18 protein-coding genes, 6 tRNA genes and 3 rRNA genes are annotated in these 22,096 nt (G+C 64.1%); 21 read left to right on the top strand and 6 right to left on the bottom strand.

The window, feature by feature from the left end; genetic code table 11:
* Positions 1 to 21: 21 nt before the first annotated feature.
* From metW to FIU88_RS16270, 5 genes are all read right to left on the bottom strand, one after another.
* Positions 22 to 615: a methionine biosynthesis protein MetW gene (gene metW, locus FIU88_RS16290; protein ID WP_152480262.1), complete on the bottom strand. Its 594-nt coding sequence runs from the start codon at positions 613 to 615 to the stop codon at positions 22 to 24.
* Positions 615 to 1,772, bottom strand: coding sequence for a homoserine O-acetyltransferase (locus tag FIU88_RS16285; protein WP_152479878.1), 1,158 nt, complete (start codon positions 1,770 to 1,772; stop codon positions 615 to 617). The genes metW and FIU88_RS16285 overlap by 1 nt, the downstream gene beginning before the upstream one ends.
* Before the next feature lie 278 nt (positions 1,773 to 2,050).
* Positions 2,051 to 2,644, bottom strand: coding sequence for a YggT family protein (locus FIU88_RS16280; RefSeq protein ID WP_016853956.1), 594 nt, complete (start codon positions 2,642 to 2,644; stop codon positions 2,051 to 2,053).
* A gap of 46 nt (positions 2,645 to 2,690) precedes the next feature.
* Complete coding sequence (gene proC / locus FIU88_RS16275; protein ID WP_152479877.1) at positions 2,691 to 3,515, bottom strand: pyrroline-5-carboxylate reductase; 825 nt, start codon at positions 3,513 to 3,515, stop codon at positions 2,691 to 2,693.
* A 65-nt stretch (positions 3,516 to 3,580) separates the two neighbouring features.
* On the bottom strand, positions 3,581 to 4,288 hold the full coding sequence (locus tag FIU88_RS16270; RefSeq protein ID WP_152479876.1) for a YggS family pyridoxal phosphate-dependent enzyme: 708 nt from the start codon (positions 4,286 to 4,288) through the stop codon (positions 3,581 to 3,583).
* Between the two features lie 54 nt (positions 4,289 to 4,342).
* Here FIU88_RS16270 and FIU88_RS16265 point away from each other — a divergent pair, with 54 nt between their 5' ends.
* Positions 4,343 to 5,377, top strand: coding sequence for a type IV pilus twitching motility protein PilT (locus FIU88_RS16265; protein ID WP_152479875.1), 1,035 nt, complete (start codon positions 4,343 to 4,345; stop codon positions 5,375 to 5,377).
* A gap of 26 nt (positions 5,378 to 5,403) precedes the next feature.
* The gene (locus FIU88_RS16260) at positions 5,404 to 6,546 is read left to right on the top strand and encodes a PilT/PilU family type 4a pilus ATPase (RefSeq protein WP_152479874.1); all 1,143 of its coding nucleotides are present in this window, start codon (positions 5,404 to 5,406) and stop codon (positions 6,544 to 6,546) included.
* A gap of 164 nt (positions 6,547 to 6,710) precedes the next feature.
* Here FIU88_RS16260 and FIU88_RS16255 read toward each other — a convergent pair whose 3' ends face one another.
* Entirely contained in the window at positions 6,711 to 7,841 is a 1,131-nt protein-coding gene (locus tag FIU88_RS16255; RefSeq protein WP_152479873.1) for an anhydro-N-acetylmuramic acid kinase, read from the bottom strand.
* A 111-nt stretch (positions 7,842 to 7,952) separates the two neighbouring features.
* Between FIU88_RS16255 and tyrS the strand changes: the two genes are divergently transcribed.
* The 19 genes from tyrS to rplL all read left to right on the top strand — a co-directional run bounded on the left by tyrS (position 7,953) and on the right by rplL (position 21,881).
* Positions 7,953 to 9,152, top strand: coding sequence for a tyrosine--tRNA ligase (tyrS, locus tag FIU88_RS16250; protein ID WP_152479872.1), 1,200 nt, complete (start codon positions 7,953 to 7,955; stop codon positions 9,150 to 9,152).
* A gap of 697 nt (positions 9,153 to 9,849) precedes the next feature.
* Positions 9,850 to 11,387, top strand: a 16S ribosomal RNA gene (locus FIU88_RS16245).
* 72 nt (positions 11,388 to 11,459) lie between these two features.
* Positions 11,460 to 11,536 (top strand) — tRNA-Ile (locus FIU88_RS16240).
* Between the two features lie 14 nt (positions 11,537 to 11,550).
* Positions 11,551 to 11,626 (top strand) — tRNA-Ala (locus FIU88_RS16235).
* 226 nt (positions 11,627 to 11,852) lie between these two features.
* Positions 11,853 to 14,739: ribosomal RNA gene (locus FIU88_RS16230) — 23S ribosomal RNA — on the top strand.
* An 89-nt stretch (positions 14,740 to 14,828) separates the two neighbouring features.
* Positions 14,829 to 14,943 (top strand): 5S ribosomal RNA (gene rrf, locus FIU88_RS16225).
* The 16S, 23S and 5S rRNA genes sit together here with 2 tRNA genes alongside, the layout of an rRNA operon.
* Before the next feature lie 423 nt (positions 14,944 to 15,366).
* On the top strand, positions 15,367 to 15,825 hold the full coding sequence (locus tag FIU88_RS19345) for a hypothetical protein (RefSeq protein WP_016856435.1): 459 nt from the start codon (positions 15,367 to 15,369) through the stop codon (positions 15,823 to 15,825).
* A gap of 157 nt (positions 15,826 to 15,982) precedes the next feature.
* The gene (locus FIU88_RS16215; RefSeq protein WP_016856434.1) at positions 15,983 to 16,963 is read left to right on the top strand and encodes a biotin--[acetyl-CoA-carboxylase] ligase; all 981 of its coding nucleotides are present in this window, start codon (positions 15,983 to 15,985) and stop codon (positions 16,961 to 16,963) included.
* Positions 16,963 to 17,802, top strand: a complete 840-nt coding sequence (locus FIU88_RS16210) for a type III pantothenate kinase (RefSeq protein WP_016856433.1) — start codon at positions 16,963 to 16,965, stop codon at positions 17,800 to 17,802. Before FIU88_RS16215 ends, FIU88_RS16210 begins: the two co-directional genes overlap by 1 nt.
* Before the next feature lie 119 nt (positions 17,803 to 17,921).
* A tRNA-Tyr gene (locus FIU88_RS16205) sits at positions 17,922 to 18,005 on the top strand.
* A gap of 48 nt (positions 18,006 to 18,053) precedes the next feature.
* Positions 18,054 to 18,127: transfer RNA gene (locus FIU88_RS16200), tRNA-Gly, on the top strand.
* A gap of 12 nt (positions 18,128 to 18,139) precedes the next feature.
* Positions 18,140 to 18,214, top strand: a tRNA-Thr gene (locus FIU88_RS16195).
* A gap of 149 nt (positions 18,215 to 18,363) precedes the next feature.
* A tRNA-Trp gene (locus FIU88_RS16190) sits at positions 18,364 to 18,439 on the top strand.
* Between the two features lie 73 nt (positions 18,440 to 18,512).
* Positions 18,513 to 18,881 carry a preprotein translocase subunit SecE gene (gene secE, locus FIU88_RS16185; protein WP_016856432.1) on the top strand — a complete coding sequence of 123 codons (369 nt, stop codon included), beginning with the start codon at positions 18,513 to 18,515 and terminating at the stop codon, positions 18,879 to 18,881.
* Positions 18,882 to 18,889: 8 nt separating this feature from the next.
* On the top strand, positions 18,890 to 19,423 hold the full coding sequence (gene nusG / locus FIU88_RS16180; RefSeq protein ID WP_016856431.1) for a transcription termination/antitermination protein NusG: 534 nt from the start codon (positions 18,890 to 18,892) through the stop codon (positions 19,421 to 19,423).
* 95 nt (positions 19,424 to 19,518) lie between these two features.
* Positions 19,519 to 19,950, top strand: coding sequence for a 50S ribosomal protein L11 (rplK, locus tag FIU88_RS16175; protein WP_016856430.1), 432 nt, complete (start codon positions 19,519 to 19,521; stop codon positions 19,948 to 19,950).
* Between the two features lie 2 nt (positions 19,951 to 19,952).
* Positions 19,953 to 20,645: a 50S ribosomal protein L1 gene (gene rplA / locus FIU88_RS16170; protein WP_016856429.1), complete on the top strand. Its 693-nt coding sequence runs from the start codon at positions 19,953 to 19,955 to the stop codon at positions 20,643 to 20,645.
* A 271-nt stretch (positions 20,646 to 20,916) separates the two neighbouring features.
* On the top strand, positions 20,917 to 21,420 hold the full coding sequence (gene rplJ / locus FIU88_RS16165) for a 50S ribosomal protein L10 (protein ID WP_016856428.1): 504 nt from the start codon (positions 20,917 to 20,919) through the stop codon (positions 21,418 to 21,420).
* An 89-nt stretch (positions 21,421 to 21,509) separates the two neighbouring features.
* A complete protein-coding gene (rplL, locus tag FIU88_RS16160; protein WP_016856427.1) occupies positions 21,510 to 21,881 on the top strand; it encodes a 50S ribosomal protein L7/L12 in 372 nt (123 codons plus the stop codon).
* The last annotated feature ends 215 nt before the right edge of the window (positions 21,882 to 22,096 follow it).

Below are 22,096 nucleotides of genomic sequence, written 5' to 3'. Positions count from 1 at the left end.
ACGGGGCGGCGCCCCGCCCGCTCAGCGCCGGGTGACGCGGAAGATCGCGATCTCGCCGAACAGGTTGGGCCAGCGCCGTGAGGCCCAGTTGCCGCCACGGCTGCCGACGCCCACCGCCCGGTCGACGATCATCAGGCCCTTGTCGCGGCACAGCTGCTCGAAGTCGTTGAAGGTCGAGAGGTGGATGTTGGGGGTGTCGTACCAGGCGTGGGGCAGCGACTTGGACACCGGCATGTAGCCGCGCAGGCCGAGATAGGCCCGGTGGCGCCAGTAGGCGAAGTTGGGGAAGGTGATGATGCACTCGCCGGCCACCCGCAGCATCTCGTCGAGCATGCGGTCCGGGCGGCGCAGCGCCTGGAGGGCCTGGGTCATCACCACCAGGTCGCAGGCGTCGTCCTCGAAGTTGGAAAGCCCCGCATCGAGGTTCTGCTCGATGACGTTGACGCCCTTGGCCAGACAGGCGGTGATGCCGTCGGGGTCGATCTCCAGGCCGTAGCCGGTGACCTTCTTGTGCTCGGCCAGGGCCGCCAGCAGGGTGCCGTCGCCGCAGCCCAGGTCGAGCACTCGGGCACCCTCTGGCACCCAGTCGTGAATCCGTTGCAGGTCGGCGCGCATCATGAGCGGTCCTCCAGTCCCTGGTCGCGGGCCACGCGTTCCATGAAGGCGGCGAACACCGCCTGGTAGCGGGGCTCGGGCAGCAGGAAGGCGTCGTGGCCGTGGGGCGAGTCGATGTTGGCGTAGCTGACCGCCTTGCCGGCGCGCACCAGGGCGTTGGCCAGCTCCTTCGAGCGCGTCGGCGGGAAGCGCCAGTCGCTGGTGAAGCTGACCACCAGGAAGGGGCAGTCGGCCGGTGCCAGCGCCGCGGCCAGGTCGCCGCCGTGGGCCGCCGCCGGATCGAAGTAGTCCAGCGCCTTGGTCATCAGCAGGTAGGTGTTGGCGTCGAACGAGGTCGAGAAGGCGTCGCCCTGGTAGCGCAGGTAGGACTCCACCTGGAACTCGACGTCGTAGCCGAAGTTGAAGTCGTCGCTGCGCAGGTCGCGGCCGAACTTGGTGCCCATGGCGTCTTCGGACAGGTAGGTGATGTGGCCCACCATGCGGGCGAGCTTGAGTCCGCGGCGGGGCAGAGCGTCATGCTCGGCGTAGTGGCCGTCGAAGAACTCGGGGTCGGAGCGGATCGCCTGGCGGGCGACCTCGTTGAAGGCGATGTTCTGCGCCGACAGCTTGGGCGTGGCGGCGATCACCGCGGCATGGGCGACGCGCTCCGGATAGGTCAGCGTCCACTGCAGCGCCTGCATGCCGCCGAGGCTGCCGCCGACCACCGCGGCGAAGCGCGCGATGCCGAGCCGGTCGGCCAGGCGCGCCTGGCTGTGCACCCAGTCGACCACCGTCATCATCGGGAAGTCGGGGCCCCAGGCGGTGCCGGTATCGGCGTTCTCGCTGGTCGGCCCGGTGCTGCCGTGGCAGCCGCCCAGGTTGTTCACCGAGACCACGAAGAAACGATCGGTATCGATCGACTTGCCGGGGCCGATATGGGCGTTCCACCAGCCGGGCTTGCGGTCGTCTTGCGCATGGTAGCCGGCGGCATGGTGATGCCCGGACAGGGCGTGGCAGATCAGCACGGCGTTGGTGCCCTCGGCGTTGAGGGTGCCGTAGGTCTCGTAGACCAGATCGTAGGCCGGCAGCGTTCGGCCGCAGGCCAGGTCCAGGGGGTCGTCGAAGTGCGCCGTCTGCGGCGTCACCAGGCCGACCGAATCGCGGGGCAGCTCGGTCATCTGTCAGCGTGTCCAGTCGTTTTCGTTGGTGGTCGAGGCGTGCCGGGAGGCTCGATCAGCGCCGGGGATGAGCCGGCGCGAGGGGCTTTGGCCATGGGTGAGGCGACCCTCGCCGAACGGGCTGGCCATGGATGGCCAGCACAGGCCCTGCCAACGGAGCAGGACGCGAGAGCGCCGCAGGGCCGAGGCAACGCCCATGGATGGGGTCATGGCGCCCTCGCGACGGCTTGTCGCCGGAAGCGCTCATCGCGATTCCCGGATCGTCGGCGACGTGTCTGCTAGAGTCCCACCAGCACGCCGACGACGCCGGCGGCGCGGATCAGCGAGCCCACCACGACGCCGTCGATCAGGTTGATGGCGATGAACACCACGATCGGCGAGAGATCGATCATGCCCAGCGGCGGGATCACTCTGCGCACCGGCGCCATGATCGGCTCCACCAGCTGCATGACAAGTATCGCCGCCGGATGGCTGGCGCGGGGCGACACCCAGCTGAGGATGATCATCACGATCAGGGCGAAGAAATAGATCTTGAGGATGGCGTTGGCCAGCGCCGCCACGCCGCCGATGGCCAGGTTGGTGATCGGCGCCATGCCGTAGCCGGCCAGCTGCAGGATGGCGACGATGGCGATCAGCTTGACCACGAAGCCGGCCGCCAGGGTGGCCAGGTCGAAGCGGCCCATCACCGGCCCCAGGAAACTCTGGAAGGGGCGCACCACCGGCTGGGTGATCTTCACCACCGACTGGCTGAGCGGGTTGTAGTAATCGGCCCGGGATGCCTGCAGCAGGAAGCGCAGCATCAGCAGGAACAGATAGATATTGACGAGGGTGTTGACCAGCAGCAGGCCGGCGTTTCCCAGTTGACTGCCCATCGGGGCTCCTCCATGTCTTGTGCGATCGGGCGCCGTGGCGCGGCCGTCAGTGCTTGCCGAGTTCCTCGGCCATCTCGCGGGCGCGGGCGGCGCAGGCGTCCATGGCGTCGGCGACGATGCGGCGCATGCCGGCATCTTCGAAGTGCGAGATGGCGCGCTCGGTGGTGCCGCCGGGCGACATCACGTTGCGCTTGAGCTCGCCCGGGGGCTGGTCGCTGTCCATGGCCATGCGCGCCGCACCGAAGGCGGTCTGCATGGCCAGGCGGCGGGCGGTGTCGGCGGGCAGGCCGAGCCTGGCGCCGGCCTCTTCCATGGCCTCGAACATCAGGAAGAAGTAGGCCGGGGCGCTGCCGGAGACCGCGGTCACGGCTTCCAGCAGGCCTTCCTCCTCGACCCACTCGACCAGACCCACGGCCTCGAGCAGTTCGGTCGCCAGCTCGCGCTGGGCCTCGCTGACCCGCGGATTGGCGTAGAGCCCGGCGGCGCCGGCGCCGACCAGCGAGGGGGTGTTGGGCATGCAGCGCACCACGGCGAGCTCGCCGCCGAGCCAGGCCTCGAGGGTCTCGGCGGACAGGCCGGCCGCCACCGAGAGGATCAGCGGCTTGCGTCCCTGAACGGCGTCGCGCATGCCGGCACAGACGTCCTGCATGATCTGCGGCTTGACCGCCAGCACTACCACATCGGCCTCGGCCACGGCGGCGGCATTGTCGGTGGCGGTGTGAATGCCGTACTTCTCGCGCATCGGGGCGAGCCTGTCGTCGCTGGGCGAGGTGGCGGTGATGGCGTCGCGGGAATAGCCGCTGTCGATCATGCCGCCGATGATGGCGCCGGCCATGTTGCCGGCGCCGATGAAGGTGACTTGGCTTGCCATGCGTTCAGTCCTGTGTGGGTCGGCGAAGGGGCCGCCGGCGGCTTGGCCGGCGGCGCCGTGAGTGATCAAGCGGAGGTGTCCCGTGCGCCGAAGATGGCGGTGCCGAGTCGCACCTGGGTGGCGCCCTCGGCCACGGCGGCCTCCAGGTCGCCGCTCATGCCCATCGAGAGGGTATCGAGCCGTGCCGCGGGGAAGCGCTCGCGCAGGTCCTCAAGCGCCTCGCGCAGTCGTGCGAAGGGCTCGCGCTGGGCGGCGGGGTCGTCGGCCGGGGCCGGTATCGCCATCAGCCCGCGCAGCGCGAGATGCGGCATGGCCAGCACGGCCTCGGCCAGCGCCGGCAGCTCGGCCGGCGACACGCCCGACTTCGAGGGCTCGTCGCTGATGTTGACCTGCAGGCAGACGTTCAGCGGCGGCAGCGTCTCCGGCCGCTGGGCGTCGAGGCGGCGGGCGATCTTCTCGCGCTCCAGGCTGTGCACCCAGGCGAAGTGCTCGGCGACGTCGCGGGTCTTGTTCGATTGCAGCGGGCCGATGAAGTGCCAGACGATATCGTCCAGCGCCGCGAGCTCGGCCTGTTTCTCCAGCGCTTCCTGCAGGTAGTTCTCGCCGAAATCGCGCTGGCCCAGGGCGTGCGCTTCGCGGATCATGGCGGCGGGCTTGGTCTTGCTCACGGCCAGCAGCGTCGCGCCGTCGGGCGCGCGGCCGGCATCGGCCAGTGCCGCCTCGAGGCGGTGGCGTGCGTTGGCCAGGGCATCACAAAGTGCCAGGTCCGTCATGTCGCGAGGTCTACCATACTAAGAACACCTTAATCCCGGGAGCAGGGGAACCGCATGGATATTACCGAACTGCTGGCATTCTCGGCAAAACAGAAGGCCTCGGATCTTCACCTTTCGGCCGGCCTGCCGCCGATGATCCGGGTCGATGGCGATATCCGCCGGCTCAACGTGCCGGCGATGGAGGATCGCGAGGTCCGCAAGCTGATCTACGACATCCTCACCGATCGTCAGCGGCGCGATTTCGAGGAGTCTCTGGAGACCGACTTCTCCTTCGAGGTGCCGGGGGTCTCGCGCTTCCGTGTCAACGCCTTCCACCAGGCGCGCGGCGCCGGGGCGGTGTTCCGCACCATTCCCTCCGAGGTGATGACCATGGAGGACCTGGGGCTGGGCGAGACGTTCCGCCGCCTGGCGATGCTGCCGCGCGGCCTGGTGCTGGTGACCGGCCCCACCGGTTCGGGCAAGAGCACCACGCTGGCGGCGATGATCGATCACATCAACGACAACCGCTTCGAGCATATCCTCACCATCGAGGATCCGGTGGAGTTCGTGCATCGCAGCAAGCGCTGCCTGATCAACCAGCGCGAGGTGCATCGCGACACCCAGGGCTTCGCGCCGGCGCTGCGCAGTGCCCTGCGCGAGGACCCTGACGTGATCCTGGTCGGCGAGATGCGCGACCTGGAGACCATCCGGCTGGCGCTGACCGCGGCCGAGACCGGGCACCTGGTGTTCGGCACCCTGCACACCACCTCGGCGGCCAAGACCGTCGACCGGATCATCGACGTCTTCCCCGGCGACGAGAAGGCCATGGTGCGCTCGATGCTCTCGGAGTCGCTGCAGGCGGTGATCTCCCAGACCCTGCTCAAGCGCCAGGGCGGCGGCCGGGTGGCGGCCCACGAGATCCTGATCGCCACCTCGGCGGTGCGTAACCTGATTCGCGAGGACAAGGTGGCGCAGATCTATTCGTCGCTGCAGACCGGCGGCAACCTGGGCATGCAGACCCTGGACTCGGCGCTGTCGCGGCTGGTGGCGGACAACGTGGTGGCCCGGGACGAGGCCCAGGCCAAGGCGCGGGCCGTACTGGCCGGCTGACGGCGTGATAGCGAAGGAGAGCGACGATGACCGCGAAAGAATGGCTGTATCAGCTGCTCGACATCATGATCGAGCAGGAGGCCTCGGACCTGCTGATCTCGGTGGGGGCGCCGCCGACGCTGAAGATGGCCGGCAAGCTGATGCCCATGGGCGAGGAGGGGCTGTCGGTGGCGCAGGTCGGCGAGCTGGTGGCGGCGGCGATGCCGGAGAATCACCGGGCGCGCTTCGACGATGAACACGAGGCCAACTTCGCCCTCAGCCTGTCGGGGCGGGGGCGCTTCCGCGTCAGCGCCTTCCGCCAGCGCAACCAGCCGGCCATGGTGCTGCGCCGGATCGCCTTCGAGATCCCGCACCTGGAGGAGCTGTCGCTGCCGACGGTGCTGGGCGAGCTGGCCAACATCAAGCGCGGGCTGGTGTTCGTGGTCGGCGGCACCGGCACCGGCAAGTCGACGACCCTGGCGTCGATGATCCAGCGGCGTAACGAGACCCTCGGCGGCCATATCATCAGCATCGAGGATCCGATCGAGTACGTTCACCCGCACAACAAGGCGATCATCAACCAGCGCGAGGTGGGCATCGATACCGAGTCGTTCGAGGTGGCGCTGAAGAACACCCTGCGCCAGGCGCCGGACGTGATCCTGATCGGCGAGATCCGCACCCGGGAGACCATGGAGCATGCCCTGGCCTTCGCCGAGACCGGCCACCTGTGCCTGGCGACCCTGCACGCCAACAACGCCAACCAGGCGCTGGACCGGATCATTCACTTCTTCCCCCACGAGCGGCACGATCAGGTGTGGCTCGACCTGTCGCTCAACCTGCAGGCCATCGTCGCCCAGCAGCTGTTGCCGACGCAGGCAGGGGGCCGCTGCCCGGCCATCGAGATCCTGCTGAAGTCGCCGCTGATCGCCGACCTGGTCCGCAAGGGCGAGGTGTCCGAGATCAAGAACGTCATGGCCCGTTCCCGTGACCTGGGCATGCAGACCTTCGACCAGGCGCTCTATGACCTCTACAGGAAGGGGCAGGTCAGCGAGGAGGTGGTACTGGTGCACGCCGACTCGGCCAACGACCTGCGCATGATGATCAAGTACGGCGACGAGCGCGGCGTGGGGCTGGCCGAGGCCAGGGAGGCGGCCAGCCATCTTTCGCTGCGCGGCGAGGACGACTATTGAGTCATCCCGTTTTGCCTAGCTTTCAGAAGCACGTATCCGGCGACAAAGCATCGCGAGGGCGCTATGAACCCATCCCTGGGCGCTACTTTGGCCATCCATGGCCAAAAACCCCTCGCGCTGCTTCGTCCCCGATGTGTCATTAGTAAGGCATTCGGCGGTGACGACTAAGGTGCGAAGAGTCCGCCGAGCACTCGCGGGCCGGCGGCGCCGGTGACCGAAGGCAGGTTGCCGGGTTGGCCCTCGAGGCGGCACCAGGCCAGCCAGGCGAAGGCCGCGGCCTCGAGCCAGTCGGGCGACCAGCCGAAGGTCTCGGCGCTTTCCAGCCGCGTGTCGGGCATGCGGCGCGCCAGGCGGGCCAGCAGATCCGGGTTGTGGGAACCGCCGCCGCAGGGAATCAGGCATTCGGCGGGCGGCGCGTCGTAGGCGTCGCGGGCCATCTCCACGGCCAGCGCCACGCTGGCGGCGGTCAGCTCGGCCAGGGTGGCCTGCACGTCCTCGGGGCGCTCGCGGCCGTCGAGTTGAGTCGCCAGCCAGTCGAGATGAAAGACCTCGCGCCCGGTGCTGCGCGGCGGCGGGCGATGGAAGAAGGGCTCGGCGAGCAGTCGCTCCAGCAGGGCCTCGTCGACGCGGCCCGAGGCCGCCCAGGCGCCGTCGGCATCGTAGGCGCCGCCGCGGTGGCGCGCGTGCCAGGCGTCCAGCAGGGCGTTGGCCGGGCCGCTGTCGAAGCCCAGCGGGGCGCGATCGTCTTCCCCGGGCGGCAGCAGCGTGAGGTTGGCGAAGCCGCCCAGGTTCAGCACCAGGCGCCACTGGCCGGGGGCGCGGAACAGTGCCTGATGGAAGGCGGGGGCCAGGGGGGCTGCCTGGCCGCCGGCGGCGAGATCGCGGCGGCGGAAGTCGGCGACCACCGGGCAGCCGGTGAGCTCGGCCAGCAGGCTGGGGTTGTCGAGCTGCAGGGTATAGGCCGGCCCCGTGGCGTGGCCCCAGGGCGCATGCTCGATGGTCTGGCCGTGGCTGCCGACGGCGGCGATGTCGGCGGGAGCGAGCCCGGCATCCGCCAGCAGGCCGGCCACCGACCGGGCCTGGGCCTCGCAGAAGCCCTGCTCGGCCGCGGCCAGGTCGGCGAAGCTGGCGCCGTCGGCGTGGCAGAGCGACCACAGGCGATCGCGCAGCGCCGGCGGCATCGGCTCGCCGCGGGTGGCGATCAGGCGTGGCGGATGCGTCGCCGAGCAGTCGACCAGGGCGGCGTCGATGCCGTCGAGGCTGGTGCCGGACATCAGGCCGATGAAGTAGGGCATAAGGGCTCTCTCTGGGGCTCAACCGTCGATGGCTGGCATGGTAACATCCCCGCCCATTGCCAATGTCCCGCGTCGCCCGAACGGGCCGCCCTGCCGAGTGGAGAGGAGAGCATGACCGATGTCGCCGACGCGCTAGCGTTGCTCAAGCGTGGTACCCACGAGATCCTGCTGGAAGACGAGCTGGAGAAGAAGCTGGCCTCCGGTCGCCCGCTGCGCATCAAGGCGGGCTTCGATCCGACCGCGCCGGACCTTCACCTGGGACACAGCGTGCTGCTGACCAAGATGCGTCAGTTCCAGGACCTCGGTCATACGGTCATCTTCCTGATCGGGGACTTCACCGGTCGCATCGGTGATCCCACCGGCAAGAACGTCACCCGCAAGCCGCTCAGCGAGGACGAGGTCAAGACCAACGCCGAGACCTACAAGGCCCAGGTGTTCAAGATCCTCGACCCCGAGAAGACCGAGGTGCGCTTCAACGCCGAGTGGTTCTCTTCACTGAGTGCCGCCGACATGATCGAGCTGGCCGGGAAGAGCACCGTGGCGCGCATGCTCGAGCGCGACGACTTCGAGAAGCGCTACAAGTCCGGCCAGTCGATCTCCATTCACGAGTTCCTGTACCCGCTGGTGCAGGGCTACGACTCCGTGGCCCTGGAGGCCGACGTCGAGCTGGGCGGCACCGACCAGAAATTCAACCTGCTGATGGGCCGCGAGCTGCAGAAGCACTACGGCCAGTCCTCCCAGGTCGTCATCACCATGCCGCTGCTCGAGGGCCTGGACGGCGTGCAGAAGATGTCCAAGTCGCTGGGCAACTATGTCGGCGTCGACGATACGCCGGGCACCATGTTCAACAAGCTGGTGTCGATGCCCGATAGCCTGATGTGGCGCTACTTCGAGCTGCTCTCGCTGAAGAGCAACGAGGAGATCGAGGCGCTCAAGCGCGATGTCGAGGGCGGCGCCAACCCGCGCGACGTGAAGATGGAGCTGGCCCGCGAGCTGATCGCCCGCTACCACGGCGAGGACGCCGCCGCCAGCGCCCATCGCAGCGCCGGCAACCAGCTGGCCGACGGCGAGCTGCCGGAAGACCTGCCGGAAGTGGAGGTCGACTTCGAGGGCAGCGACCAGGCGCCCATCGCCGCGCTGCTCAACCGCGCCGGGCTGACCAAGAACAGCGCCCAGGCCAAGGACATGCTCAAGAACGGTCGGGTCAAGGTCGACGGCGAGGTCGTGGAGCCGAGCGCCATGCTGGACACCGGCAAGAGCTACGTGATCCAGGCCGGCAAGAAACGCTACGCGCGAGTCATCGTCGCCTGATGCGCTGACGAGTGGCGAGACCGACGCCCGCCTCGTGCGGGCGTTGTTGTCTCTGGCCCCTCTCTGGGAGTCGGGCTTCAGCTATCCACAGGCGGTCGGGCGAGCAGGTGGGTGTGGGTAGTTATCTGCGGATGGGTGTCACCCACTGTTCATCCCGCCGTCACGATTCTGGCAAATAGTCCTTGCGTCGCCCCGGGGAAGTCCGTAAAGTACGCATCCGCTGCCGGCGACGGGCAACGTTGCAGGCGGTGATGAGTGGCAGAAGCGCTTGTTTTTCTTGAGGTTTTTCGGCGGTTGTCGGAAACGCACGATTGACAAGGTCAGCGGAATCGGTAAAATGCCCGCCGCTCGCTACGGTAGCCCGCTGAGGGCTCGATCGGACGCCGCTTCAGTCGCTGAAGCTGCACGCTCGGTCATCCGCTTCGCTCTCTCGAGAGCTTGAAGATCACCGGTTGACACGACGCGCCGATCACGTAGAATACGCCTTCCTTGCGAGGCACTGGTCAAGCGGCCGGGAACGCAAGATGCTCTTCTCCAATGCGAGTCGAGCGGCTCTTTAACAATCGATCAGATAATTCATGTGGGCGCTTGTCGGGATGTCGGTGACCAGTCACCAGATATCAAGACAAGCGACTCGTCAAAGAGACGTTTGAATCTTGAACCAGGTTTGGTTCCACCTTAGGAACTATCAGACTTTTAACTGAAGAGTTTGATCATGGCTCAGATTGAACGCTGGCGGCAGGCCTAACACATGCAAGTCGAGCGGAAACGATCCTAGCTTGCTAGGAGGCGTCGAGCGGCGGACGGGTGAGTAATGCATAGGAATCTGCCCGGTAGTGGGGGATAACTTGAGGAAACTCAAGCTAATACCGCATACGCCCCAAGGGGGAAAGCAGGGGATCTTCGGACCTTGCGCTATCGGATGAGCCTATGTCGGATTAGCTAGTTGGTGAGGTAATGGCTCACCAAGGCCGCGATCCGTAGCTGGTCTGAGAGGATGATCAGCCACATCGGGACTGAGACACGGCCCGAACTCCTACGGGAGGCAGCAGTGGGGAATATTGGACAATGGGCGAAAGCCTGATCCAGCCATGCCGCGTGTGTGAAGAAGGCCTTCGGGTTGTAAAGCACTTTCAGCGAGGAAGAACGCTTGTGGGTTAATACCCCGCAAGAAGGACATCACTCGCAGAAGAAGCACCGGCTAACTCCGTGCCAGCAGCCGCGGTAATACGGAGGGTGCAAGCGTTAATCGGAATTACTGGGCGTAAAGCGCGCGTAGGCGGCTTGATAAGCCGGTTGTGAAAGCCCCGGGCTCAACCTGGGAACGGCATCCGGAACTGTCAGGCTAGAGTGCAGGAGAGGAAGGTAGAATTCCCGGTGTAGCGGTGAAATGCGTAGAGATCGGGAGGAATACCAGTGGCGAAGGCGGCCTTCTGGACTGACACTGACGCTGAGGTGCGAAAGCGTGGGTAGCAAACAGGATTAGATACCCTGGTAGTCCACGCCGTAAACGATGTCGACTAGCCGTTGGGGTCCTCGAGACCTTTGTGGCGCAGTTAACGCGATAAGTCGACCGCCTGGGGAGTACGGCCGCAAGGTTAAAACTCAAATGAATTGACGGGGGCCCGCACAAGCGGTGGAGCATGTGGTTTAATTCGATGCAACGCGAAGAACCTTACCTACTCTTGACATCGAGCGAACTTTCCAGAGATGGATTGGTGCCTTCGGGAACGCTCAGACAGGTGCTGCATGGCCGTCGTCAGCTCGTGTTGTGAAATGTTGGGTTAAGTCCCGTAACGAGCGCAACCCTTGTCCCTATTTGCCAGCGATTCGGTCGGGAACTCTAGGGAGACTGCCGGTGACAAACCGGAGGAAGGTGGGGACGACGTCAGGTCATCATGGCCCTTACGAGTAGGGCTACACACGTGCTACAATGGCCGGTACAATGGGCTGCAATCCCGCGAGGGGGAGCTAATCTCATAAAGCCGGTCTCAGTCCGGATCGGAGTCTGCAACTCGACTCCGTGAAGTCGGAATCGCTAGTAATCGTGCATCAGAATGGCACGGTGAATACGTTCCCGGGCCTTGTACACACCGCCCGTCACACCATGGGAGTGGACTGCACCAGAAGTGGTTAGCCTAACTTCGGAGGGCGATCACCACGGTGTGGTTCATGACTGGGGTGAAGTCGTAACAAGGTAGCCGTAGGGGAACCTGCGGCTGGATCACCTCCTTAATCGACGACGTCACCGCCACCCGGCAAGTGTCCACAATGAATTATCTGATCGGCCAGAGCAAAAGACTGTTTGGGTCTGTAGCTCAGTTGGTTAGAGCGCACCCCTGATAAGGGTGAGGTCGGCAGTTCAAGTCTGCCCAGACCCACCAAATACCTTGTCAGAGGGGCCTTAGCTCAGCTGGGAGAGCGCCTGCCTTGCACGCAGGAGGTCAGCGGTTCGATCCCGCTAGGCTCCACCACTCTCCACAGGGTCCTGCAGTCGGTTTTATGTGAATCCACAGTCACAAGCGATCATTCCCCAAGGGGATGACACGTTTGTGACTGTCGATTGACAGTCGCTCTTTAACAATGTGAATCATGCTGACAAAGTCCCTCTCCTACCCGGGAGAGGGCATGAGATACGTCTCAAGCGTATCCGGCAATTGTCGTGGTTGTCATCGCGGATCAGACCCCTTGGGGTTATATGGTCAAGCGATGAAGCGCACACGGTGGATGCCTTGGCAGTCAGAGGCGATGAAAGACGTGGAAGCCTGCGATAAGGTTCGGCGAGGTGGCAAACAACCTGCGACCCGGACATCTCTGAATGGGGAAACCCACCTATCGTCAGATAGGTATCGTGCACTGAATACATAGGTGTACGAGGCGAACCGGGGGAACTGAAACATCTAAGTACCCCGAGGAAAAGAAATCAACCGAGATTCCCCCAGTAGCGGCGAGCGAACGGGGACCAGCCCTTAAGCGGGTGAAAGGTTAGGCGAATGAGTTGGGAAACTCAGCGATACAGGGTGATAGCCCCGTAGTCGAAAGCCTGATCCCGTGAAATCGAGTAGGTCGGGGCACGTGAAACCCTGATTGAAGATGGGGGGACCATCCTCCAAGGCTAAATACTCCTGACTGACCGATAGTGAACCAGTACCGTGAGGGAAAGGCGAAAAGAACCCCGGAGAGGGGAGTGAAATAGACCCTGAAACCGTGTGCGTACAAGCAGTGGGAGCGGGCTCGTCCCGTGACCGCGTACCTTTTGTATAATGGGTCAGCGACTTATATTCAGTGGCGAGCTTAACCGTATAGGGGAGGCGTAGGGAAACCGAGTCTTAACTGGGCGACCAGTCGCTGGATATAGACCCGAAACCGGGCGATCTATCCATGAGCAGGTTGAAGGTTGAGTAACATCAACTGGAGGACCGAACCAGGATCTGTTGAAAAAGATTTGGATGACTTGTGGATCGGAGTGAAAGGCTAATCAAGCCCGGAGATAGCTGGTTCTCCTCGAAAGCTATTTAGGTAGCGCCTCACGTATCACCGCCGGGGGTAGAGCACTGTTTCGGCTAGGGGGTCATCCCGACTTACCAACCCGAGGCAAACTCCGAATACCGGTGAGTGCAGCGTGGGAGACACACAGCGGGTGCTAACGTCCGTTGTGAAAAGGGAAACAACCCAGACCGTCAGCTAAGGTCCCCAAATCCTGGTTAAGTGGGAAACGATGTGGGAAGGCTTAGACAGCTAGGAGGTTGGCTTAGAAGCAGCCATCCTTTAAAGAAAGCGTAATAGCTCACTAGTCGAGTCGGCCTGCGCGGAAGATGTAACGGGGCTCAAACCAGGTACCGAAGCTACGGGTTCATCGAATGATGAGCGGTAGAGGAGCGTCGTGTACGCCGACGAAGGTGTGTTGAGAAGCATGCTGGAGGTATCACGAGTGCGAATGCTGACATGAGTAACGATAAGGGGAGTGAAAAACTCCCCCGCCGGAAGACCAAGGGTTTCTGTTCGACGCTAATCGGAGCAGAGTGAGTCGGCCCCTAAGGCGAGGCCGAAAGGCGTAGTCGATGGGAAACGGGTCAATATTCCCGTACTTCACTGTATTGCGATGGGGGGACGGAGAAGGCTAGGTGAGCCAGGCGTTGGTTGTCCTGGTGAAAGTCAGTAGGCTGGGGAATTAGGCAAATCCGGTTCCCTAAGGCCGAGAGACGAGACGAACAGACTACGGTCTGGAAGTCATCGATGCCACGCTCCCAGGAAAAGCCTCTAAGCTTCAGATACAGTGGAACCGTACCCCAAACCGACACAGGTGGTCAGGTAGAGAATACCAAGGCGCTTGAGAGAACTCGGGTGAAGGAACTAGGCAAAATGGTGCCGTAACTTCGGGAGAAGGCACGCCGGTATTAGGTGAAGCCCCTTGCGGGTGGAGCTGACGCCGGTCGAAGATACCAGGTGGCTGCAACTGTTTATTAAAAACACAGTACTCTGCAAACGCGTAAGCGGACGTATAGGGTATGACGCCTGCCCGGTGCCGGAAGGTTAATTGATGGTGTTAGCTCACGCGAAGCTCCTGATCGAAGCCCCGGTAAACGGCGGCCGTAACTATAACGGTCCTAAGGTAGCGAAATTCCTTGTCGGGTAAGTTCCGACCTGCACGAATGGCGTAATGATGGCCACGCTGTCTCCACCCGAGACTCAGTGAAATTGAAATCGCAGTGAAGATGCTGTGTACCCGCGGCTAGACGGAAAGACCCCGTGAACCTTTACTACAGCTTCACACTGGACGCTGATGTTGCTTGTGTAGGATAGCTGGGAGGCTTGGAAACTCGGTCGCCAGATCGAGTGGAGCCAACCTTGAAATACCAGCCTGGCATCATTGGCGTTCTAACTCCGGTCCGTTATCCGGATCGAGGACCGTGTGTGGTGGGTAGTTTGACTGGGGCGGTCTCCTCCCAAAGCGTAACGGAGGAGCACGAAGGTACCCTCAGCACGGTTGGAAATCGTGCAATGAGTGCAAGAGCATAAGGGTGCTTAACTGCGAGACAGACACGTCGAGCAGGTACGAAAGTAGGTTCTAGTGATCCGGTGGTTCTGTATGGAAGGGCCATCGCTCAACGGATAAAAGGTACTCCGGGGATAACAGGCTGATACCGCCCAAGAGTTCACATCGACGGCGGTGTTTGGCACCTCGATGTCGGCTCATCACATCCTGGGGCTGAAGTCGGTCCCAAGGGTATGGCTGTTCGCCATTTAAAGTGGTACGCGAGCTGGGTTTAGAACGTCGTGAGACAGTTCGGTCCCTATCTGCCGTGGGCGTTGGAGATTTGAGAAGCGCTGCTCCTAGTACGAGAGGACCGGAGTGGACGTACCTCTGGTGTTCCGGTTGTCACGCCAGTGGCATCGCCGGGTAGCTATGTACGGACGGGATAACCGCTGAAAGCATCTAAGCGGGAAGCCCCCTTCAAGATGAGATCTCCCCGAGGCCTCGAGCCTCCTGAAGGGCCCAGCAAGACCAGCTGGTTGATAGGTCGGATGTGGAAGCGCTGCAAGGCGTTGAGCTAACCGATACTAATGGCCCGTGAGGCTTGACCATATAACACCCAAGTGGTCTGTGACTGACAACAGACGACGGCGGATACGCGAGAGACGATCTCGTCAGCATGATTCGCATTGCCTTTTTCGCCTGACGACCATAGCGTGCGGGAACCACCTGATCCCTTGCCGAACTCAGCAGTGAAACCGCTCAGCGCCGATGGTAGTGTGGGAGTTCCCATGCGAGAGTAGGTCATCGTCAGGCACTTATTCCGAGAAAACCCCGAGCCCAAAAGGCTCGGGGTTTTTTCATGTCTGGTCGACAGGCCGCGTGTCGGATCGCGGAGTTCCCATGGAGAGTATCGGAACGCCGACCGAGACATCGTCAGGCACTTATTCCGAGAAAACCCCGAGCCCGAAAGGCTCGGGGTTTTTCATGTCTGGCCAATCGCGCAGGGCGCCGGTTCCTTGTGAGAGTCCGGGGCGCTGCTGTTCTCGGGCTGCGCCGGGTCGGTCCGGGCCTTCGTCGGGGTCGCCGAGGATGCTGGAGGGATGAGGGGCGCGTGTGTCGGTAAGGAGCGACAGACTGGCCTAGCGCGACGCGTTTCGGGGGTGGCCACGGCAATAGTTGGCGGCTAGGCTGGGAGGGTATTGACGCGGAAGCCGACACATCTCAGGAGGAGATACCATGATGACACAGCAGATCCTGCGCAAGATCGCCCTGGCGAGCTTCATCGGCATGACGGCCTTCGGCCTGGCCGCCTGTGAAGAGGAAGGGCCGGCAGAAGAGGCCGGTGAAAACATCGACCAGACCATGGAAGAGGCTGGTGAAAGCGTGGATGAAACCATGGACCAGGCCAGCGACTCCGTCGAGGAGGCGGGCGACAGCATCGCCGCGACCGCCGACGAGGGCATGGAAGAAGCCGGCGAGGCCGCCGACGCGACGGGCGATGCCATCGAAGGCGCCGCCGACGAGGGCATGGAAGAGGCCGGTGAGGCCGCCGACGCGACGGGCGATGCCGTCGAAGGCGCCGCCGACGAGGGCATGGAAGAGGCCGGTGAGGCCGCCGACGCCACGGGCGAGGCCGTCGAAGAGGCGGGTGACAGCGTCGAGGACGCCGCCGACGAGGCCGATTCAAGCTACTGAGTCGGAGTGGCGCTTCTGATGTGAAGCGTGACACGCAAAAGGCCGGGCTTTCGCCCGGCCTTTTGCGTTATGGCGCGAGTCGGAGCCTGTGCCCGGGAATTTCCGGCGCCGCGGCAGTTCCGCTAGAATGAGCGTTTTTCCCGGCAAGGGCGCATGCATGACCATTGGTGACCTGATCCGCCTGTTGAGCGATGGCGAATTTCATTCCGGCGAACAGCTGGGCGAGCGGCTGGGCGTGTCCCGCGCGGCCGTCTGGAAGCAGCTGCGCAAGCTGGAGTCGCTGGGGATTCCCATGGAGGCGGTGAAGGGGCAGGGCTACCGCCTGGCCGAGCCGCTGGAGCTGCTCGACGGCGCCACCATCGTGGCCGGCCTGTCGCGGGAGGTGCGTCAGCACGTCAGTCGCCTGTTCGTCGAGGAGACGCTGCCCTCGAGCAACCTGTTCCTGCGCGAGCGCTTCGCGCAAGGGGCGGGCCACGGCGAAATCTGTCTGGTGGAGCAGCAGAGTGCCGGTCGTGGGCGCCGTGGGCGCACCTGGGTGACGCCCTGGGGGCGGACCCTGATGTTCTCGATCGGCTGGCGGGTGGAGTCCGGGGTGGCCGCTCTCGAAGGGCTCAGCCTGGCCGTCGGTGTCGTGCTGGCCCAGGTGCTGGAGCGCCATGGGGTGCGGCCTCGCCTCAAGTGGCCAAACGACGTGCTGCTGGAGACAGAGTCTGGTGAGCTGGGCAAGCTGGCGGGCATCCTGGTCGAGCTGACGGGGGATGCGACGGGGCCCTGCGAGCTGGTGGTCGGCATGGGGATCAACGTGGATCTGCCGTTGGCGTTCCGGGAAGGGATCGAGCAGCCGGTGGGGGCGGTCCGCGACCAGGCCCCGGGGCTGTCGCGCAACCAGCTGGCCGTGGAGCTGTTCGACGGCCTGATGCCGCTGCTGGCAGAGTTCGAGCATCAGGGCTTCGGTGCCTGGCAGGAAGCCTGGAATGCTCGGCATGCCTTCGCCGGGCGTGAGGTGGACATCATCCGCGGCGAACGCCGCGAGCCGGCGATCGCCGAGGGGGTCGATGCCGCTGGCAACCTCTGGGTGCAAGGGGAGGGCGGTCGCGAGCGTCTCGCCGGGGGCGAGATCAGCGTGCGGGGGCGGTAATGATCCTGGACCTGGATATCGGCAACACCCTGTCCAAGTGGCGGCTGAAGGATGCCGAGAGCAGCGAGATCCGTTCGCGCGGAGCCGTGTGGACGCGCGAGGAATGGCGCCCCGGGGCCGACATCCCCGATCTCGACGTGGTCGAGGCGGTGAGGATCTCCAGCGTGGCGCGCAAGGCGGTGCTGGCCCAGACCGTGGCTCTGCTGCAGCGTCGGGTGCGCAGCGTGCATGTGGCGCGCTCGGAGCCCGAGGCGCTGGGGGTCACCAACGGCTATCAGGAGCCCGGCAAGCTGGGGGTGGATCGCTGGCTGGGCGTACTGGCCGGCTATCAGCTGGCGGGCGGCTGCTGCACGGTCGACTGCGGCAGCGCCATCACCGTGGATTTCGTGCTGCCCGGCGGGCAGCATCTGGGCGGCTACATCCTGCCAGGGCTCCGGCTGATGAAGGAAAGCCTCAAGCTCGGTACGCGCAACGTGGCGATCGATCCCGACAGCGAGGCCGACGCGCTGCTGGTGCCGGGCGAGCGCACGGTGGAGGCCGTCAATCATGGCATCTACATGGCGGCGGTGAGTGCGGTGAACCGGATCTACAGCGAGGTGTGCGACCGCGAGGGGGTGTCGCTGCCGCTGCTGCTGACCGGGGGGGATGCCCGGGTGGTCTCCCGTGGGGTGCAGGTCCCGCATGCCGTCTGGCCGGACATGGTCTACGGCGGGCTGGAGGCCTGCTTTCCGCTCACGGCGGCGGAGCGGGCGGGCCGGATGTCCGGGGCGCCGACGGTGCCGCGTCGGGTGCCGCTGGAAAAGATTCGCGCAGGGCTTGCGTTCTCCATGCTGCTTTGACACAATGCGTCGCGTTCTAGGGGAGCAGGCGAGCCGAGGCCGCCGTGCCATGCTTCAAGAAGATTGGTAAAACAATCACTTGACACCGAGAACGGGAGCGGTAAAATGCTCCGCCAGTTGGAGGGGTTCCCGAGTGGCCAAAGGGAGCAGACTGTAAATCTGCCGCGAAAGCTTCGAAGGTTCGAATCCTTCCCCCTCCACCAGGTTTGGCCGCACTCGTCGAGGCGGGTGGTGGCAGCAAGAGCGGGCAGGCGGGCATAGTTCAATGGTAGAACCTCAGCCTTCCAAGCTGATGATGCGGGTTCGATCCCCGCTGCCCGCTCCAAGCTAAGGTTTTGCTCATGTAGCTCAGGGGTAGAGCACACCCTTGGTAAGGGTGAGGTCGACGGTTCAAATCCGTCCATGAGCTCCAAATTGAAAAGGCGAGCGCGAGCTCGCCTTTTCTCTTTCCCTGGCCGGTGCGAGAGAGGCTGGATCAGGGGTTGTCAGTACGGGCGGCATTCGCTATGATGGCGCCCGCTGTCGCTGAGGCCTCCCGCAAAGGGCGGTCGCGGAAGCAACAGGCCAGTAGCTCAATTGGCAGAGCAGCGGTCTCCAAAACCGCAGGTTGGGGGTTCGATTCCCTCCTGGCCTGCCAGTCTTCCCCAGGCTGGTGAGATTTCTTTTGTCTTTCATGTTTCGATTGCCGCACCTTGAGGAGTCTCGTTTTCATGAAACATAACGCCGAGGTGCAGGAGACGCGCCACGACGGTCTCAAGTGGGCGGTTGTCGTTACCCTGCTGGTTCTTGCCGTGGTCGGCAACACCTATTTTGCCGATCAGGCGCTGCTCTATCGCGTGCTTGGCGTCGTCGCCCTAAGTGTGGTGGCGGCGCTGGTGGCGCTGACCACCACCAAGGGGCGTGAGCTGGTCGAGCTGGCCCGCAGTGCCAAGAAGGAAATTCAGCGCGTCGTCTGGCCCAGCCGTCCCGAGACCGTGCAGACCACCGCCATCGTGCTGGTCGCCGTTCTGGTCGTGGGCCTGGCGCTGTGGCTCATCGACACGCTGCTTGGCTGGGCCATGTCCGGCGTCATTGGTTAGGAGTCTTCATGTCCAAGCGTTGGTACGTCGTTCACGCCTACTCCGGCTTCGAGAAGCATGTCATGCGCTCGCTCATCGAGCGCGTGAAGATGTACGGCATGGAAGATCGCTTCGGCGAGATCCTGGTGCCGACCGAAGAAGTCGTCGAGATGCGTGACGGCAAGCGCCGCAAGAGCGAGCGCAAGTTCTATCCCGGCTACGTGCTGGTCGAGATGGAAATGGATGACGAGACTTGGCACCTGGTCAACGAGACTCCGCGCGTCATGGGGTTCATCGGTGGCACCAAGGAGAAGCCGGCGCCTATCACCCAGCGGGAGGCCGATGCCATCCTCAGCCGGGTCAAGGACGGCACCGACAAGCCGCGCCCCAAGACGATGTTCGAGCCGGGTCAGTCCGTGCGCGTCATCGACGGCCCGTTCGCCGACTTCAACGGCGTTGTCGAGGAAGTCAACTACGACAAGAGCCGTCTGCAGGTCAGCGTGCTGATCTTCGGCCGCGCCACGCCGGTCGAGCTGGAGTTCTCCCAGGTCGAGAAGGAATAACCTTCCTCTCGCCAAGCAGACTTTCGTGACGGCCGCCGAGAGCGGCCGTCTTAACCGGGGAGCCGCAAGGCGCTATCACCCATCTGGAGTAAATCATGGCCAAGAAAGTACAGGCTTACATCAAGCTGCAGGTTGCAGCCGGTAAGGCCAACCCGAGTCCCCCCGTGGGCCCCGCGCTGGGTCAGCACGGCGTGAACATCATGGAGTTCTGCAAGGCGTTCAACGCCGAGACCCAGAACCTCGAGGCCGGTCTGCCGACGCCCGTCGTCATCACCGTCTACTCCGACCGCAGCTTCACCTTCGTCACCAAGACGCCGCCCGCCGCCGTCCTGCTGAAGAAGGCCGCTGGCATCAAGTCCGGCTCCGGTGAGCCGAACAAGAACAAGGTCGGTACCGTGACCCGCGAGCAGCTGGAAGAGATCGCCCAGGCCAAGGAGCCGGATCTGACCGCTGCCGACCTCGACGCCGCGGTGCGTACCATTGCCGGTAGTGCCCGCAGCATGGGCCTCAACGTGGAGGGCCTCTGATCATGGCTAAGCTCACCAAGCGCGCTCAGCAGATTCGCGAGAAGGTCGACCCGAACAAGGCGTACTCCCTCGAGGAGGCCGTGGCCCTGCTCTCCGAGCTGTCCACCGTCAAGTTCAACGAGTCCGTTGACGTCGCCGTCAACCTGGGCGTCGATCCGCGTAAATCCGACCAGGTCGTGCGTGGCGCCACCGTCATGCCGAACGGCACCGGCAAGGACGTGCGCGTTGCCGTCTTCACCCAGGGTGCCAACGAAGAAGCCGCCAAGGAAGCCGGTGCCGACATCGTCGGCATGGACGACCTGGCCGAGCAGGTCAAGAAGGGCCAGCTCGACTTCGACGTGGTCATCGCCTCGCCGGACGCCATGCGCGTCGTCGGCCAGCTGGGTCAGATCCTCGGTCCGCGCGGCCTGATGCCGAACCCGAAGGTCGGTACCGTGACCCCGGACGTGGCCACCGCCGTCAAGAACGCCAAGGCCGGTCAGGTGCGCTTCCGTACCGACAAGAACGGCATCATCCACGCCACCCTCGGCAAGGCCGACTTCGACGCCGACGCCATTCGCGGCAACCTCGAAGCCCTGATCGCCGACCTGAAGAAGCTCAAGCCGAGCACTTCCAAGGGCGTGTATTTCAAGAAGATTTCCCTGTCCACCACCATGGGCCCGGGTCTGACCGTCGATCACGCTGCGTTCGTCTAACGCCGCGATCGACAATCGAGCAAGAACTTTGCGGTCCCCGTGCACGACATCGATGCGAGTCGGCGGGGCATCGTCAAAGACCGCAGGTGCCGCCTCGCTGCCGAGGCGGCTTAATCGTCCCTCGGGGCCGCCTGCGCAGATGGTGTGGCCGCCAGATATCTGGTGAGCACCATCACCCAGGACCCCCGGCCCGCGGCCTCATGGCCCGGCCGGGGGAGATGGTAACCACCGGAATCCTCTGCGGAGATTCCGGCACGAAGGAGTGATCACCGTGCCACTAGCACTCGAAGGCAAGAAGGCCATTGTTGCCGAGGTCAGTGAAGCGGCCAAGGATGCTCTCTCCGTCGTCGTTGCCGACTCTCGTGGCGTCTCGGTCACCAAGATGACCGAACTGCGCAAGCAGGCCCGCGAGAATGGCGTCCAGATCCGTGTTGTCCGCAACACCCTGGCACGCCGCGCCCTCGAAGGCACTCAGTGGGAGTGCCTGAACGAGTCTTTCGTGGGTCCGACTCTGCTGGCCTTCTCCACCGATCATCCGGGCGCCGCCGCCCGTCTGTTCAAGGAGTTCGGCAAGTCCGAGGAAGACTTCGAAGTCAAGGCGCTGGCATACGAAGGCGAGTTCATCCCGGCGAGCGATCTCGACCGCCTGGCAAGCCTGCCGACCTATGACGAGGCCATCGCGAAGCTGATGTCCGTCATGAAGGAGGCTTCTGCCGGCAAGCTGGTTCGTACCCTCGCCGCGCTGCGTGACCAGAAGGAAGGCGAGGCCGCCTGAACGGCGAACTCGACCTCCTCTCGCGAATCGAATATTGAATCACCGAGTCGTCGGCCCGCCGAGACTCCCGCAAAGTTAGGAACGTGAAAATGGCACTGACCAAAGAAGACATCATCAACGCCGTCGCCGACATGTCCGTGATGGAAGTCGCCGAGCTGATCGAAGCGATGGAAGAGAAGTTCGGCGTGACCGCCGCTGCTGCTGTCGTCGCTGGCCCGGGTGGCGGTGAAGCCGCTGCTGCCGAAGAACAGACCGAGTTCGACCTCGTCCTGACCGCCGCTGGTGACAAGAAGGTCAACGTCATCAAGGCCGTCCGCGAGATCACCGGTCTGGGCCTGAAGGAAGCCAAGGGTGCCGTCGACGGCGTCCCGGCTACCCTGAAGGAAGGCATGTCCAAGGAAGACGCCGAAGAAGCCAAGACCAAGCTGGAAGAAGCCGGCGCGAGCGTGGAGCTCAAGTAATCCTTGTGCCCATGGCTTCACGCGCTGCGTAAGCTTCCATGGCTGGTGGCGGGACACCCGCTGCCGGCCTTTTTCTGTTGTCGCTAGGCGGTACGCCCCTCGGGCCTCCGCTAGCCGAATTCCGACGGCGAGCCTCCCTCCGGGGGCTTGCCGTCAGCGCCTGACGGAGCCGCGTCCGTCGGGTGGCGCCGACACGCATCGGTCACCCATGGTGA

The organism is Halomonas sp. THAF12, assembly GCF_009363675.1.
GTDB lineage: Bacteria > Pseudomonadota > Gammaproteobacteria > Pseudomonadales > Halomonadaceae > Halomonas > Halomonas smyrnensis.
Note: the sequence above shows the minus strand (reverse complement) of the source record. Positions and strands in the feature narration are given on the sequence as shown.